Raw genomic sequence first — 15440 nt, forward strand, 5'->3', positions numbered from 1 at the left:
TCCCGCCAGTTTCATCGGTTATCGGAACCGCACAGCATGATCATCAGACCCAAGGTCAACCAGTTCGCCATTCTCTTCACCCTCAAGGGTTCGATTGCCAAACGCATCGCCCTGCGCACGCTGATGGTCACCCTGCTCGCTTCGGCTATCGTGCTGGTGGAAATCCTCCATCCGAGCAACTTCACCAAGGTCAATGCCACGCCGTTTACCTTGCTCGGTTTGTCGCTGTCGATCTTCATGAGTTTTCGCAACAACGCCTGCTATGACCGCTGGTATGAAGCCCGTAAAGCTTGGGGCGAGGTGATCGTGCACATTCGCTCGGTGATTCGCGAAACCCATGTGATTCGTGAATCGGCTGAGCGCAAGCCGTTGTTGCTCAACCTGTGCGGCTTTGCCCATGCGTTGAACGCGCGCTTGCGCAAGGAAAGTGAAGCGGACGCCAGTAGCCAATGGATCATGCCCAAACCTGATCCGCAGACGCCGGACTACAGTGGGCGCATTCTGCAAACGGTCGGCCAGCAGTGTTCCGATCTGCATCAGAACGGTGAGCTGACTGAATGGCGCTACATGTTGCTGGCCAATCACCTGACCAGCCTGACCCAGGCGCAAGCGGTGTGCGAAAGGATCAAGACCACGCCGCTGCCGTTTCCTTACACGCTGTTGCTGCACCGGACGATTTACTTGTTCTGCATCCTGCTGCCGTTCGCCATGGCCGAACCGCTGGGCTGGCTGACACCGTTGTTCACGGCGATTGTCAGCTACACGTTTTTTGGCCTGGATGCGATTGCCGATGAGCTGGAAGACCCGTTTGGCCGCGACGAAAACGACCTGGCAACCGACTCGCTGGTGCGCACCATCGAACGCGACATCCTCGCCGAACTTGGCGCAGAAGTGCCGCCGGCGCTGAAGCCGGTGGACTATGTGCTGAGCTGACCCTTAGCTCTGCAGACACCTCAAAACCCTGTGGGAGCGAGCTTGCTCGCGAAGAGGCCGTATCAGCCAACATCAATGTCGACTGACACTCCGCCTTCGCGAGCAGGCTCGCTCCCACAGGTTTTGCGTACACCGCGGATATTGATGAGCGCCATAAAGCCATTGTGGGAGCGAGCTTGCTCGCGAAGAGGCCGTATCAGCCAACATCAATGTCGACTGACACTCCGCCTTCGCGAGCAAGCTCGCTCCCACAGGTTTTGCGTATACCACGGATATTGATGAGCGCCATAAAGCCATTGTGGGAGCGAGCTTGCTCGCGAAGAGGCCGTATGAGCCAACATCAATGTCGACTGACACTCCGCCTTCGCGAGCAGGCTCACTCCCACAGGTTTTGCGTACACCGCGAATATTGATGACCACCACAAAACCAATGTGGGAGCGAACTTGCTCGCGAAGAGGCTCTGTCAGCCAACATCAATGTCGACTGACACTCCGCCTTCGCGAGCAAGCTCGCTCCCACAGGTTTTGCGTACACCGCGAATATTGATGACCACCACAAAACCAATGTGGGAGCGAGCTTGCTCGCGAAGAGGCCGTATCAGCCAACATCAATGTCGACTGACACTCCGCCTTCGCGAGCAGGCTCGCTCCCACAGGTTTTGCGTATACCACGGATATTGATGAGCGCCATAAAGCCATTGTGGGAGCGAGCTTGCTCGCGAAGAGGCCGTATCAGCCAACATCAATGTCGACTGACACTCCGCCTTCGCGAGCAGGCTCGCTCCCACGGGTTTTGCGTACACCACGGATATTGATGACCACCACAAAACCAATGTGGGAGCGAGCTTGCTCGCGAAGAGGCCGTATCAGCCGACATCAATGTCGACTGACACTCCGCCTTCGCGAGCAGGCTCGCTCCCACAGGTTTTGCGTACACCACGAATATTGATGACCACCACAAAACCAATGTGGGAGCGAGCCTGCTCGCGAAAAGGCCCTGTCAACCAACATCAATGTCGACTGACACTCCGCCTTCGCGAGCAAGCTCGCTCCCACAGGTTTTGCGTACACCACGGATATTGATGACCACCACAAAACCAATGTGGGAGCGAGCCTGCTCGCGAAGGGGCCCTGTCAATCACTATCAATGTCGACTGACACTCCGCCTTCGCGAGCAGGCTCGCTCCCACAGGTTTTGCGTACACCACGGATATTGATGAGCGCCATAAAGCCATTGTGGGAGCGAGCTTGCTCGCGAAGAGGCCCTGTCAGCCAACATCAATGTCGACTGACACTCCGCCTTCGCGAGCAAGCTCGCTCCCACAGGTTGAATTTGTGTTGGGTCAGAAGAGTTCGTTGAACGGGATGAAGCGCAGCGGGTCGCCGAGGTTGTGCGTGCTGTTTTCGGGAATTTCCACCAGGCCATCGGCCCAGGTCGCGCCGAGCAGGACGCCGGAGCTTTGATTCGGATAGAGCACCGCACGCCCCGCCTCCAGCTTCACCCGCAGGTATTCACGGCGACTGCCGGGCTTGTGCCAATCGAAACCTGCATTGACCGTGAAACTCAATGGCGTGACATCTTCCACGCCTTGAATGCGTAGCAAATACGGCCGCGCCAATAAGCCAAACGTCACCAGCGCTGAGGTCGGATTACCCGGCAGGCCAATCACCGGCACCGTGCCGAAATGGCCCACGGTCAGCGGTTTGCCAGGCTTGATCGCGAGTTTCCACAACAGCGGTTTGCCGTTGTCGCGCAGCACCTGCCCGAGGCAATCGGCATCGCCGGCAGACACCCCGCCCGTGGTCAGAATCAGGTCGGTCGCCACTTGCAATTGCTCAAGTTTGAGCCGCGTCTGCGCCGGGCGATCCGGGAGGATGCCGGCGTCGATCACTTCGCAGCCCAGCTCCCGCAACCAGTGGCCGAGCAATACGCGGTTGCTGTTGTAGATGCTGCCGGGGCGCAGTGGCTGACCCGGCTCGACCAGTTCGTCACCGGTCGATAGCAGCGCCACACGCGGGCGACGCACCACGTGCAGGTGCGCCAGCCCTTGCCCGGCGGCGACCGCCAGTTCGAACGGCCCAAGACGTTTGCCGGCCCGCAGCAGGATGTCGCCGACGCGATTTTCCTGACCTTGCGCGCGGATGTTCTGCCCCGCCTTCAGCGGCTGCAAGAAGCGCACGCGGCCGTCCTCCAGCACTTCGACGTTCTCCTGTATTTCGACGCAGGTGGCGCCGGGCGGCAGCGGTGCGCCGGTAAAAATCCGTGCGCAGGTGCCGGGCAGCAACGTGTCCGGCGTCAGCCCGGCGTAAACCCTCTGCGAGACCTTCAGCGGCTGTCGGTGCAGATCGGCGAGATTGAGCGCGTAACCATCCATGGCGCTGTTCGGCCACGGCGGCAAGTCGAGTGTCGCCAGCAGATCACTGGCCAGCACCCGACCACGCGCATCGTCAAGCGCCAGCAGTTCGCTGTCGGCCAGACGTTGCTCATTGGCCATGCCGAGCAATTGGTCGAGGGCGTCCTCGACCGGCATCAACGGTGCCTTGCTCATCCGCGTGGCCCACAGGCTTGCACGGCTTTCAGGTGCGGGACGAAGTTGCACGGGCGATGACGGTTATCCAGTTGTTCGGCAAGAATGCCTTCCCACGCGGTGCGACAGGCGCCGGTCGAACCCGGCAGGCAGCACACCAGCGTACCGTTCGACAGCCCGGCCAGCGCACGGCTTTGCACGGTGGAGGTGCCGATATCCAGAATCGAAATCGCCCGGAACAGTTCGCCGAAGCCGTCGATGTGTTTATCGAACAGACAGGCCACCGCTTCCGGCGTGCTGTCGCGACCGGTAAATCCGGTGCCACCGGTGATCAGCACGACCTGAATACCTTCGTCGGCGATCCACTGGGCGACCTGTGCACGGATCTTGTACAGATCGTCCTTGAGCAAGTTGCGCTCGCTCAAGGTGTGCCCGGCTTCCAGCAAACGACTGACGAGCAACTGGCCGGAGGTATCGCTGGCGTAATCGCGAGTATCGCTGACCGTCAGCACGGCAATATTCAGGGGGACAAACAGGGCATCGGCTTTTGCGCTCATGGCAGTTCTCCGGCAGCAATCAATCAACATTGCCGAGCAGCCTAAGTGCCACTTATGAGTACTGTCTAATCACTCCGGCCAACCACATTATCGACCGCCTCTATCGGTGCCTTTCACGTTGTTCCGTGCCAGTAAAACCGAGCCTGATAGAGCTGATCGATAGTCCTTCAAGCACTTCTGATTGGACGAACAACCGTTCAGATGAGATCGTCACAACCTGCGCTTTTCGTGCGCCCCGCGCATCTGCGTCACTACTCAATCAGAAAATCCCCCTCAAGCAGGTGCCATCGTGGACATCAAACAACTCAAGTTCCTGATCGCGCTGGACGAAACCCGACACTTCGGCCAGGCCGCCGCACGCTGCCACATCACCCAGCCGACGTTGTCGATGCGCCTGCGCAATCTCGAAGACGAGCTGGATCTGGTGCTGGTCAACCGTGGCCAGCGCTTTGAAGGTTTCACCCAGGCTGGCGAGCGCGTGCTGGCGTGGGCGCGCACCTTGCTGGCGGCCCATGACGGTTTGTTCGCCGAAGCGGCGGCGTGTCGCGGGCAACTGGTGGGTAGTCTGCGTTTGGGTCTGGTGCCGCTGAGCAGCTTCAATCCGGTCAATTACATTCAGGGTTTGTCAGGAACTTATCCGGAGTTGAAGTTCAGTCTTTCGTCGCTCAGTTCTGATGAGATCATCGCCCGGCTGGGCAACAATCAGCTCGATTTGGGCGTTTGCTATCTCGACCACGTCAACCCGAGCTATTTCGAATTTTTCGAGATCGGCGAAACCCGCGTCGGTCTGCTCTACGACAACCGCCACTTCCAGTTCGAAGGTTCGCAAATGAGCTGGGAAGACGCCGCCGAACTGCCGCTGGGGATGATCACCGCCGGCATGCATTACCGTAAATCCATCGACTTGAGCTTCCGCAGCCGTGGCCTCAGCCCGCAGCCGATCATGGAAAGCGACTCAACCTATCAGCTATTGCAGGCGATTCACCAAGGCTTCTGCTGCGCGATCATGCCGCTGGACAGTGGCCTGGAAGAGCCGATCGAACACCTGTCGTTCATGCAATTGCCCGATGCCAGTGTGCTGGCGCCGCTGGGCCTGGTGATGCGCAAGACCGAACCGCGTTCGGCGATTGCCGAGAAGTGTTTTGCCGAGGCGCGGAAGTTGTTTGGGTGTGGCGTTGCGCTGGAGTATGGCGCATGCCTGAAAAGCAAAAGCCCCTCACCCTAGCCCTCTCCCCGAGGGAGAGGGGACTGATTGGGGGATATTGCAGAAGTACGCCGACCTGAAGGAATTGTGGTGAATCCATAATCGATGGGATCTTTCAGATCGATGGACGATGCCAGACGCCTGCGCCAGCCCCTGCGGCTGGTAACCAAATCCATAATCGACTCGATCTTCCAGGTCGATGGATAACACCAGACACTTCGGTCGGCCCCCTCTCCCTCTGACCCTTAGCTGAAGACCCAATCCATAATCGACTCGATCTTCCAGGTCGATGGATAACACCAGACACCTCGGTCGGCTCCCTCTCCCTCTGGGAGAGGGCTGGGGTGAGGGTGCAAAGTCTGGTTAGATAGCCGCTCCGCCAGGATTCAACCCGGAGTCTCGCTTGAGCACAGCGCCGAACAACCTGCCCCGCCCCGATCCCGTCACCCTGCGCCAGGCTTGGCGCTTCTGGCTGAAACTCGGCTGCATCGGTTTCGGCGGGCCGGCCGGGCAGATCGCGATCATGCATCAAGAACTGGTCGAACGTCGGCGCTGGATTTCCGAAAAGCGTTTTCTGCACGCACTCAACTACTGCATGTTGCTGCCCGGCCCGGAGGCGCAGCAATTGGCGACTTACATCGGCTGGCTGCTGCATCGCACCTGGGGCGGTGTCATCGCCGGGACGCTGTTTGTGCTGCCGTCGTTGTTCATTCTGATCGCGTTGTCCTGGCTGTACATTGCCTTCGGTGATGTGCCGGCAGTGGCCGGGGTGTTTTACGGGATCAAACCGGCCATCACCGCGATAGTGCTGCACGCCGCGCATCGCATCGGCTCGCGTGCATTGAAGAATGCCTGGCTGTGGGCGATTGCCGGGGCGTCGTTCGTGGCGATTTTCGCCTTCAATGTGCCCTTCCCCTTGATTGTCCTCGGGGCCGCGCTGATCGGCTATCTGGGCGGACGATTCGCCCCTCAGCGGTTCGGCAACGCGGGTGCGCGCAACAGCGTGAAATCCTTCGGCCCCGCGTTGATCGACGACGATACGCCGGCGCCCGAACACGCCCGTTTCAGTCTGCCGAAGCTGCTGCGTCTGGGGTTGATCGGCGCAGTGCTCTGGTGTTTGCCCATGGCGTTACTGACGACGCTGTTCGGCTGGGACGGCACGTTCACGCAAATGGCCTGGTTCTTCACCAAAGCCGCGCTGCTCACGTTTGGCGGTGCCTACGCGGTGCTGCCTTATGTCTATCAGGGCGCCGTCGGGCATTACGGCTGGTTGACGCCGACGCAGATGATCGACGGCCTCGCCCTCGGCGAAACCACCCCGGGCCCGCTGATCATGGTGGTGGCGTTTGTCGGTTTCGTCGGTGCCTATGTGCAACCGGCGTTCGGCCCCGAACATGCCTTTGCCGCCGGGGCGCTGGCGGCAACGCTGGTGACTTGGTTCACTTTCCTGCCCTCTTTTCTGTTCATCCTCGCCGGCGGGCCGTTGGTGGAATCGACGCACAACGAACTGAAGTTCACCGCACCGCTGACGGCGATCACCGCTGCCGTGGTCGGGGTGATTCTGAATCTGGCGTGTTTTTTCGCCTACCACGTGTTCTGGCCGAACGGTTTTGCCGGGAAACTGGATCTGTTTTCGCTGATGCTGGCGGTTGCGGCAGCATTGGCCTTGTTCGTTTTCAAACGCGGCGTGATCAGCGTGTTGATCGTTTGCGCCCTCGCCGGGCTGGGCTTTGAGCTGACGCGCTGAAGCGGGGCCTGTGAATCTCCCGTTTACAGGCCCGCGAATTCCCCCTTACTATCCGGGCACACCGGTCGGCGGGTCAGCCCGCCACCGACGTTTTCCGCCAACGGAAACACGCGTTATGAGTACGTCACCACAACAACGAAAATCGTTGAACGTCTCTACCCTGCGCGCCCTCTCCCACAGGGGCGGCGTATGAATCGTATCGTCAATCTCCCCATGGCCCTGCGCCGTTCGAAGCTGCGTCACTCCGCACGCCCGCCGGATATCGCCCGGTCTGTCTGATCGCGTCCGTTAAAGAACCGCGACAGTCCCCTACTTCTTGATATCCCTGCCAGGACACCTACGCCTTTTTGTCGCGTCGTGTCCGGCCCGAATCTGCGCGCCTGCGCGGCGCCATCGTGAGTGATTGATTATGAAATTCGCAGCCATCGAAGACGCACGCCTGTTCCTTGAACAGAACCCCGATATCGACATGATCGAGCTGTTTATCCTCGACGCCAACGGCGTGCCGCGCGGCAAGCTGTTGCACCGTGAAGAACTGCTCGCCGTGTACCAAAGCGGTCGGCCACTACCCAGCACCATCCTCGGTCTGACCGTACAGGGTGAAGACGTCGAGAACTCCGGTCTGGTCTGGGATGTCGGCGACATCGACTGCCGCGCCTATCCGCTGGAAGGCAGTCTGGTGCGCCTGCCATGGCGCAAGATTCCGACCGCCGCCGTGCAGGTGAGCATGCACCCGACCGAGGGCATGCCCGCGAGCATCGCCGACCCGCGACACTTGCTGATCAAGGTCATCGACGGGCTCAAGGCCGAGGGTTATCACCCGGTGATGGCGTGTGAACTGGAGTTCTATCTGCTCGACGCCAAACGCGATCACAACGGTCGCCCGCAACCGGCGCTGGACGCTGACGGTGGTCGACCGCGACATACGCAGGTTTATGGTTTGCGCGAGCTGGAACAGATCGAACCATTCCTCGCCGACCTCTACAGCGCCTGCAAACTGCACGGCATTCCGGCGCGCACGGCGATCTCCGAATACGCGCCGGGCCAGGTGGAAATCACCCTCGAACATGGCGACGCGCTGGAGGCGATGGATCAGGCCGTGCGCTACAAACGTCTGGTCAAAGCCATCGCCCACAAGCACGGCATGCAGGCGACCTTCATGGCCAAGCCGTTCGATGATCTGGCCGGCACCGGCATGCACATGCATGTCAGTCTGGCCGATGGCGCGGGGCACAATCTGTTCGCCTCCGAAGACCCGGCCGGCACCCCGCTGCTGCGCACGGCGATTGGCGGCATGCTCGCGTCCTTGCTCGACTCGTTGCTGCTGTTCTGCCCGAACGCCAACTCGTATCGACGGTTTCAGGCCAACAGCTACGCGCCGCTGGCGCCGACATGGGGCGTCGATAACCGCACCGTCAGCCTGCGCGTACCCGGTGGCCCGGCCAATACCCGGCACATTGAACACCGCATCTGCGGCGCCGATGCCAACCCGTATCTGGCGGCAGCGGCGATCCTTGCCGGGATTCATCGTGGCATTCGCGAAGACCTTGATCCGGGCGCTCCGGTTGAAGGCAATGGCTATGCGCAGGCGAAGGAATTGCTGCCGACCGATTGGCTGGCCTCGCTGCAGGCACTGGAGAATTCGGTGTGGGCGCGGGATGCCTTGGGGCGGGAATTTCTCGGGGTGTATCTGGCGGTGAAGCGTGCAGAGTACCGGCAGTTCATGGCGGAGGTGGGTGAGCAGGATTGGCGCTGGTATCTCACCGAGGCCTGAAGACTCACCACTACCCCCTGTAGGAGTGAGCCTGCTCGCGATGAGGCCATGTCAGTCAAATCATCTGTGAATGACACACCGCTATCGCGAGCAGGCTCACTCCTACAGGGACCGCGTACAACCTAAGAATTTGTGTGGACACTGACATGACCGAACGCTGCAATTCCTACTACACCGCCACCCTTAACCAGGACACCGACTACCCGACCCTGCAAGGCCGACACACTGTCGATGTGGTGATCATCGGCGGCGGCTTCACTGGCGTCGCCACTGCCGTCGAACTCGCCGAAAAAGGCCTGAAAGTCGCCATCGTCGAAAGCCACAAGATCGGCTGGGGCGCCACCGGGCGCAACGGCGGACAAGTCACCGGCAGCCTTTCCGGCGATGGTGCGATGCGCAAACAGATGCGTCCGAAACTCGGCGATGACGTCGATGATTTCATCTGGCACCTGCGCTGGCGCGGACATGAAATCATCCAGCAACGCGTCGACAAGTACGGCATTCAATGCGATCTCAAACACGGCCACTTACACGCCGCGTACAAACCCAGCCACATGACCGACTTGCGCAAGGATTATGAAGAAGCCGTGCGTCGCGGATTAGGCGATGAAGTCAGCCTGCTCGACCGCAGTCAGGTGCGTGATCTGCTGCAAAGCGACCTCTACCACGGCGCAATCAAGAACACCCGCAACATGCATCTGCACCCGCTCAACCTGTGCATCGGTGAAGCGCGAGCGGCGGAAAGTCTTGGCGCGCTGATCTTCGAAAATAGCGAAGTGCTGGAGATCATTCACGGCGCTACGCCTAGCGTAAGAACCGCCCACGGCCAGATCGACGCCAAGCAGGTGATGCTCGCCGGCGACGTCTATCACAAGCTCGAACCGGGACAGCTCAAGGGCAAGATTTTCCCGGCCATGGGCGGCATCGTCACCACCGCGCCACTGGGCGATCTGGCGAAACAGATCAACCCCGAAGACCTTGCGGTGTACGACTGCCGCTTCGTCCTCGACTACTACCGCCTCACCGCCGACGGCCGCTTGCTGTTCGGTGGCGGTGCCAACTACAGCGGCAAGGATTCACGGGACATCGCCGCCGAACTGCGCCCGTGCATCGAGCAAACCTTCCCGGCGCTCAAAGGCGTGCAGATCGATTACCAGTGGAGCTGCGCGATGGGCATCGTCATCAACCGCATTCCGCAACTGGGCAAGCTCTCGGACAACGTCTGGTATTGCCAGGGCTATTCGGGGCACGGCATCGCGACGACGCACATCATGGGCGAAATCATGAGCCGCGCGATCACCGGGCAGATGGAGCAGTTCGATACGTTTGCCGCGTGTCAGCACATTCGTGTGCCGATGGGGGATTTGCTCGGTAACCCGTTGCTGGCCGCCGGGATGTGGTACTACCAAATGCTCGAAAAGTTGCGGTGATTGCATTGGCCCTATCGCGAGCAGGCTCACTCCTACATTTTGGAATGCGATCCCTGTAGGAGTGAGCCTGCTCGCGATGAGGCCATCAGCCGCACCGCAAAACCTCAATCCGGCAACTGCTCGACGACAATCCCCAACCGCCGATAATCCTCGACACTCCCCGACGCCACATGCCGTTCGGTAATCAGCGTATGCAGGCGCGTACAAGGCGCCACCACAAACGGCTCCACCGCTCCCAACTTGTCCGCCGAAGTCACCGCTATCACCCGCGTCGCGCCCTCCAGCATCGCCTGCTTCACCGGCACTTCATCGAAATGCAGCGAGGTAATCCCCACCTCCGGATGAATCGCGCACACCCCGGTAATCGCCAGATCCGCCTTGATCCCCGCCAGCAGCCGCAGCGCCTCATGCCCACCCGCCGCCATCGTTCGCGGGTTCAACTGGCCGCCAGCGAGAATCACTTTCACAGCCTTGAATTCGGACAAGGCAATCGCCGTCATCGGTGAAGCGGTCACCGCCGTGATGCTGATATCTGCACGTAACGAGCGCGCCACTTGCAGCGTGGTCGAGCCGGAATCGAACAGCACAATCTGCCCGTCCTCCACTTCCAGCGCCGCCCGTTGCGCCAAGCGAATTTTCACCTCATCCGTCTCGTCCAGCCGAGTGAAGTAATCCTTGCCGGAGTCTTTTGGACGCGGCAACGCGCCGCCGTGGACACGCTGCACCAGCCCGCCATTGTCCAGTTCGGCGAGATCGCGGCGGATGGTGTCTTCGGACACCGCAAAGTGCTGACTCAATTCGGAGGCCATGACCTTGCCGTCACGCTCAAGGAGCAAAAGGATTTTCTGCCGGCGCAGGGATGGCAGTTCAGCCGCGGAATGATCGTGCATGGTTATGCCTGTTTATGCTTGTAGTTGCAGGTTCTTGCGAGATTAGCCAAAGCCCTGAGCAAACACAATCCGGCGGGGTATCAATCGTTTCGATCATTGGAATCAACAAGGCGAATTTTTTCTTTGCTTTCAACCTGTTCAGAATGGCCCCACTCTAAAAGGCTCAGGATGAACACCTCATGAATCTCAATTTTGCGTTTGCGTGCATGATCGTCGTGTCGTTTGCGATTGCCCTGGGTCACGCCTAAGGCCTCAGACCGAAGCCAGCAATTGCTCGCGCAGCCATTTGTGCGCCGGATCGCGGTGCGAACGTTCGCCCCAGAACATCGCCATTTCGTAACCGGGCACTTGCAGCGGCGCGTCGACCACTTGCAAGGCCGGGTTGCCGCGCACCAGGCGTGACGGCAGCATCGCCACCAGGTCGGTGCTCGCCAACACCGACATCGCCATCAGAAAGTGCGGCACCGACAACACCACTTTGCGCATCAGCCCGACATCGGCCAACGCCCGATCGGTCACCCCGAAAAAGCCCCCGCCCTCGCGCGACACCATCACGTGTTCCAGCGCACAGAATTGCTTACGTGTGGGTGCAGACTTCAATCCCGGATGGCCAACTCGACCGGCCAGCACATAACGCTCGGTGAACAGCGGCCGTCGATGCAACTCCGGCGGCGCGTCTTCGCTGATGTGCAGCGCCAGATCGAACACGCCCTGCTCGGCCTGTTTGACCAGATGCGCCGGCGTCAGATCGATCACCGCCAGACGCGTGCCCGGCGCCTGCTCGCGCAAGCTGCTCAGCGCCGGCAGCACCACCGTCGACTCGCCGTAATCGGTCGCGGCGATCTTCCAGGTGTGCGTCGCCAGCGCCGGGCCGAACGCACTGGCCGGCGCCACCGCCCTCTCCAACGCCTCCAACGCTTCGCGCAACGGCTCACGTAACTCATCGGCGCGTGTCGTCGGGCGCATGCCGCGCGGCCCGGGCAACAGCAGCGGATCACCAAAGATGTCGCGCAACTTGGCCAGATGCACGCTCACCGAAGGTTGCGACAGATTCAGGCGCTGCGCCGCGCGGGTGACGTTGTGCTCCGACAGCAACACATCAAGGGTCAGCAGCAGATTGATATCCAGCCGTCTCAAATTATTCATGGCTATACCAGGCATATCAGACATTCATTTCCAATATACCGGTTGAACGCCGATCCTGCAGTCACTCAGCTAACGGAGCTTCAACATGAACGTCTTACTCGTTTACGCCCATCCAGAACCAACGTCCCTCAACGGCTCGCTGCGCGACTTCAGCGTCCAGCGCCTGCAAGCCGCCGGTCACACCGTGCAGGTCTCCGACCTCTATGCAATGAACTGGAAAGCCACCCTCGACGCCGACGACGCCCCGCAGCGCGATGCGACGAAACCGTTCCACGCCTCGCTCGACTCGAAAGTCGCCTACGCCGAAGGCACCCAGGCTGCCGACATCGCCCGTGAGCAGGAGAAACTACTCTGGGCGGATGCGCTGATCCTGCAGTTTCCACTCTGGTGGTTCACCATGCCGGCCATTCTCAAAGGCTGGGTCGATCGGGTGTACGCCTACGGTTTTGCCTATGGCGTCGGCGAGCATTCCGACAGCCGCTGGGGCGAGCGTTATGGCGAAGGGAGAATGAAAGGTAAACGGGCGATGTTGATGGTCACCACTGGCGGCTGGGAATCGCACTACGCACCGCGTGGGATTAACGGGCCGATGGATGATTTGTTGTTTCCGATCCAGCACGGGATTTTGTATTACCCCGGTTTTGAAGTGGTGCCACCGTTTGTGGTGTATCGGACCAGTCGGATGGATGCGGCGCGGTATGCCGAGACTTGTGATGAGCTGGGGCGGCGGCTGGATGAGTTGTGGAGCGCGCGGCCGATCGGGTTTCGGCAGCAGAATGGGGGGGAGTATGAGATTCCTGCTTTGACGTTGAAGAGCGATATCGCGCCGGATAGCGAAGGCTTCCAAGCACACATCCGCTAGCGCCGCATTGCCCTCACCCCAGCCCTCTCCCGGAGGGAGAGGGAGCCGACCGTGTTGGATGTTCGAGCTACACCGACCTGGTATCTCGAGTTGAACTCAGATTTCGAACAGCCCACAATCGGCTCCCTTTCCCCCTCGCCCACCTGGGAGAAAGGGGACTGACCGAGTTGCTTTTTCGCGCCACACCGATCTGATATCTCGAGTTGAACTCAGCTTTTGAAAGGCATCGAGATCGGCTCCCTTCCCCCTCGCCCCCCTGGGGGAGAGGGCTGGGGTGAGGGGGATGGATCTAACTGACACGCCGCAACATGCAGGCATCAGTGGCTCCGGTCAGGCCTCTTCGCGCGCTCGCCGCACTTGCACCAACAACGCCGGCGCGAAATGCAACAACACCATCCGGCTCAAATGATGCGTCAAAATAAACACCACATTCAGCCCGCCACCAAACGCGACAATCGCAATCGTCTCAATCGCCCCCGGCATATACGCCAGCCATAGCGACAGCGGATCGCAGCCCAACCAGCGCGCCGCGACTTCAGCAAACACAGCCGCAACCACGATCATCAACCCAACCGAGACCAACGCCGTACGACCGTGACGCCCGAGATCCGCGAAGCCAAGCCCCTGAAACCGTGAGCCGATCCGCACGCCGAGAATCAGCGCCGCCAGGTTCAAACTCCAGTCCGGCATGTGAAACCCGTGCAACCATCCCGATTTCACAAACACCGCCGAAATGATGATCGCCGTGAGCATGAACGGCGCCGGTACGCCAATCACCAGCAGCAAGCGTCCGAGCAGCACGCTCAACGCGATCACCGAAAACGCGGTCAGTGCCATGCCTGTCGTTAAAGGATCACCATCGGCAACCGCCACGGCAGCGGCTTGACCGGGAATCAAGAAACTCACCAACACCGTGATGAGCAGCAAGCGCATCAGATGCACGATGATGACCTTGCTCGACGCTTTCTCCGACTCGAGTAAATCGAACACTGCGGCCAGCGCACCGGGATAAACCGCCAACAGCGCATCAGTGCGATTCCAGCCTGCACCGCGCGTCAGCCACCATCCGGCCAATGCGATCTGCACTGCCAGGCAAATCAGCAACACGCCGAGGCTCGGCAACATCGTCGAGGCCGTCTCGCCGTCCCACGCTTCGAACATCAGTCCGGTGGCGATGCCCAGCGTGACCTGGATGTAGCCCAGTCCATAAGGAGTTGCCGGCGCGATACCAGTTTTGCTGGCAAACAAAGCGGTAACGACAATCGAGCCTAACAGCAGGCCATGCGGCACGCCTTCGAACTGCAACAGCGCGCCGAAACCGGCAGCCATCAACAAACAGAGAATGGATTTCATAGTCGCCTTCCTGGCTTTTTACCTGACACACCACAACCCGTGTAGGAGCTGCCGAAGGCTGCGATCTTTTGACTTTTGTTTTTAAAAGCAAGATCAAAAGATCGCAGCCTTCGGCAGCTCCTACAGGGGATGTATTCGTTTTCAGCCGCGCAACCGGCCAATCGCCCGGCGGTATTTTTCGATTCGTTCGAGGTCCTCCCAACTCGGCGAGGCAATCCGCGACAGGTCGCTGTTCTCTTCCAGATCCGCCAATTTCACCACTCGACCGATCGGGTTCTGTGCAGCGCGGTCGACGAAGTCTTCATAGGATTCGCCCGGCACTTTGGTCACCGATTTGATAGCGCTCAAAACGTCTTCATTGAAGCCTTCCTTGCGCAAGTCATCGAGGCTGATACCGCAATCCTCAACCACGTCATGCAGCACGGCGACAATGCGTTCTTCCAGCGTGCTCATGCGTAACATGACTTTCAGCGGATGCAGAATGTACGGCGCACCACCCTTGTCGACCTGCCCGGCATGGGCCGTGGCGGCGATGGCGATAGCGCGTTCGAGGGTCTGGGTCATGAGAGTCTCCGAGGGTTAGACGCCGTAGCGGCCGCCGACATGGATGTTGCGTTTGAGCCAGTTGCCGATTGCCCTCAGGCGTCCGATGGGCTTCGCAGGCCCGGAATGACGCTGAAGAATCAACGACACCAAGGTAGCCTGATCGGCTTTCGGATGAGCATCGATCAACTCGGCAACCCACGCGCAATCAGCCTTTTTCAGATGCTCACGCCACTCGCCGGGCCAAGCTTCCAGCTCATCCAGCGCCAACCAGCGGGCACCGCCATGTTCCATATGCCCGCCGGCCATCGACTGCTCGAAACAGAAAGGCGTGTCTGGCTTATCAGGGTCAATGTGAAACAGGTAGATGTCGTGAAATGGATGTTGTGAGGGGAGCGCGTTGTTGCGGCTGCCGATTTCGATCATGGGCAATATTCCATTCCTTGGGCGCTAATGTTTCTGATTGTTTCGCA

The 15440-nt window shown here is 60.0% G+C and carries 13 protein-coding genes; 6 read left to right on the forward strand and 7 right to left on the reverse strand.

What is annotated here, in order from left to right:
* The first annotated feature begins 36 nt into the window (after positions 1–36).
* On the forward strand, positions 37–933 hold the full coding sequence (locus AB4N74_RS12155; RefSeq protein WP_460100416.1) for a bestrophin family protein: 897 nt from the start codon (positions 37–39) through the stop codon (positions 931–933).
* 1343 nt (positions 934–2276) lie between these two features.
* Here AB4N74_RS12155 and AB4N74_RS12160 read toward each other — a convergent pair.
* A complete protein-coding gene (locus tag AB4N74_RS12160) occupies positions 2277–3482 on the reverse strand; it encodes a molybdopterin molybdotransferase MoeA (RefSeq protein WP_460101131.1) in 1206 nt (401 codons plus the stop codon).
* Positions 3479–4018: a molybdenum cofactor biosynthesis protein B gene (gene moaB / locus AB4N74_RS12165; RefSeq protein WP_095047943.1), complete on the reverse strand. Its 540-nt coding sequence runs from the start codon at positions 4016–4018 to the stop codon at positions 3479–3481. The genes AB4N74_RS12160 and moaB overlap by 4 nt, the downstream gene beginning before the upstream one ends.
* 289 nt (positions 4019–4307) lie before the next feature.
* Here moaB and AB4N74_RS12170 point away from each other — a divergent pair, with 289 nt between their 5' ends.
* From AB4N74_RS12170 to AB4N74_RS12185, 4 genes are all read left to right on the forward strand, one after another.
* Positions 4308–5243 carry a LysR family transcriptional regulator gene (locus AB4N74_RS12170; protein WP_460100419.1) on the forward strand — a complete coding sequence of 312 codons (936 nt, stop codon included), beginning with the start codon at positions 4308–4310 and terminating at the stop codon, positions 5241–5243.
* A 382-nt stretch (positions 5244–5625) separates the two neighbouring features.
* The gene (chrA, locus tag AB4N74_RS12175) at positions 5626–6969 is read left to right on the forward strand and encodes a chromate efflux transporter (protein ID WP_257355424.1); all 1344 of its coding nucleotides are present in this window, start codon (positions 5626–5628) and stop codon (positions 6967–6969) included.
* A gap of 409 nt (positions 6970–7378) precedes the next feature.
* Positions 7379–8743: a glutamine synthetase family protein gene (locus AB4N74_RS12180; RefSeq protein WP_460100422.1), complete on the forward strand. Its 1365-nt coding sequence runs from the start codon at positions 7379–7381 to the stop codon at positions 8741–8743.
* 146 nt (positions 8744–8889) lie between these two features.
* Positions 8890–10173, forward strand: coding sequence for an NAD(P)/FAD-dependent oxidoreductase (locus AB4N74_RS12185; protein WP_460100425.1), 1284 nt, complete (start codon positions 8890–8892; stop codon positions 10171–10173).
* A gap of 104 nt (positions 10174–10277) precedes the next feature.
* On the opposite strand, the gene AB4N74_RS12190 is transcribed toward AB4N74_RS12185, so the two are convergent.
* Together AB4N74_RS12190 and AB4N74_RS12195 are read right to left on the reverse strand one after the other, a co-directional pair.
* On the reverse strand, positions 10278–11063 hold the full coding sequence (locus AB4N74_RS12190; RefSeq protein ID WP_116254933.1) for a DeoR/GlpR family DNA-binding transcription regulator: 786 nt from the start codon (positions 11061–11063) through the stop codon (positions 10278–10280).
* Between the two features lie 252 nt (positions 11064–11315).
* A complete protein-coding gene (locus AB4N74_RS12195) occupies positions 11316–12209 on the reverse strand; it encodes a LysR family transcriptional regulator (RefSeq protein ID WP_460100428.1) in 894 nt (297 codons plus the stop codon).
* A gap of 85 nt (positions 12210–12294) precedes the next feature.
* On the opposite strand from AB4N74_RS12195, the gene AB4N74_RS12200 reads away from it, so the two are divergent.
* The gene (locus tag AB4N74_RS12200; RefSeq protein ID WP_460100431.1) at positions 12295–13071 is read left to right on the forward strand and encodes an NAD(P)H-dependent oxidoreductase; all 777 of its coding nucleotides are present in this window, start codon (positions 12295–12297) and stop codon (positions 13069–13071) included.
* A 330-nt stretch (positions 13072–13401) separates the two neighbouring features.
* Here the strand turns inward: AB4N74_RS12200 and AB4N74_RS12205 are convergent, their stop codons facing one another.
* From AB4N74_RS12205 to AB4N74_RS12215, 3 genes are all read right to left on the reverse strand, one after another.
* Positions 13402–14424 carry an AbrB family transcriptional regulator gene (locus AB4N74_RS12205; RefSeq protein ID WP_460100434.1) on the reverse strand — a complete coding sequence of 341 codons (1023 nt, stop codon included), beginning with the start codon at positions 14422–14424 and terminating at the stop codon, positions 13402–13404.
* A 141-nt stretch (positions 14425–14565) separates the two neighbouring features.
* Positions 14566–14988, reverse strand: coding sequence for an HD domain-containing protein (locus AB4N74_RS12210; RefSeq protein ID WP_460100437.1), 423 nt, complete (start codon positions 14986–14988; stop codon positions 14566–14568).
* Positions 14989–15003: 15 nt separating this feature from the next.
* The gene (locus AB4N74_RS12215) at positions 15004–15393 is read right to left on the reverse strand and encodes a hypothetical protein (RefSeq protein ID WP_093440769.1); all 390 of its coding nucleotides are present in this window, start codon (positions 15391–15393) and stop codon (positions 15004–15006) included.
* Positions 15394–15440 lie beyond the last annotated feature (47 nt).

This window comes from Pseudomonas sp. H3_C08 (genome assembly GCF_054669455.1).

What these genes read in the sequence shown, in the direction of transcription:
- AB4N74_RS12180 (WP_460100422.1), top strand. Translation starts at nt 7,379, where the DNA reads ATGAAATTCGCAGCCATCGAAGACGCACGCCTGTTCCTTGAACAGAAC.
- AB4N74_RS12210 (WP_460100437.1), bottom strand. Translation starts at nt 14,988, where the DNA reads ATGACCCAGACCCTCGAACGCGCTATCGCCATCGCCGCCACGGCCCAT.
- AB4N74_RS12190 (WP_116254933.1), bottom strand. Translation starts at nt 11,063, where the DNA reads ATGCACGATCATTCCGCGGCTGAACTGCCATCCCTGCGCCGGCAGAAA.
- AB4N74_RS12215 (WP_093440769.1), bottom strand. Translation starts at nt 15,393, where the DNA reads ATGATCGAAATCGGCAGCCGCAACAACGCGCTCCCCTCACAACATCCA.
- moaB (WP_095047943.1), bottom strand. Translation starts at nt 4,018, where the DNA reads ATGAGCGCAAAAGCCGATGCCCTGTTTGTCCCCCTGAATATTGCCGTG.
- AB4N74_RS12205 (WP_460100434.1), bottom strand. Translation starts at nt 14,424, where the DNA reads ATGAAATCCATTCTCTGTTTGTTGATGGCTGCCGGTTTCGGCGCGCTG.
- AB4N74_RS12160 (WP_460101131.1), bottom strand. Translation starts at nt 3,482, where the DNA reads ATGAGCAAGGCACCGTTGATGCCGGTCGAGGACGCCCTCGACCAATTG.
- AB4N74_RS12185 (WP_460100425.1), top strand. Translation starts at nt 8,890, where the DNA reads ATGACCGAACGCTGCAATTCCTACTACACCGCCACCCTTAACCAGGAC.
- AB4N74_RS12155 (WP_460100416.1), top strand. Translation starts at nt 37, where the DNA reads ATGATCATCAGACCCAAGGTCAACCAGTTCGCCATTCTCTTCACCCTC.
- AB4N74_RS12195 (WP_460100428.1), bottom strand. Translation starts at nt 12,209, where the DNA reads ATGAATAATTTGAGACGGCTGGATATCAATCTGCTGCTGACCCTTGAT.
- AB4N74_RS12200 (WP_460100431.1), top strand. Translation starts at nt 12,295, where the DNA reads ATGAACGTCTTACTCGTTTACGCCCATCCAGAACCAACGTCCCTCAAC.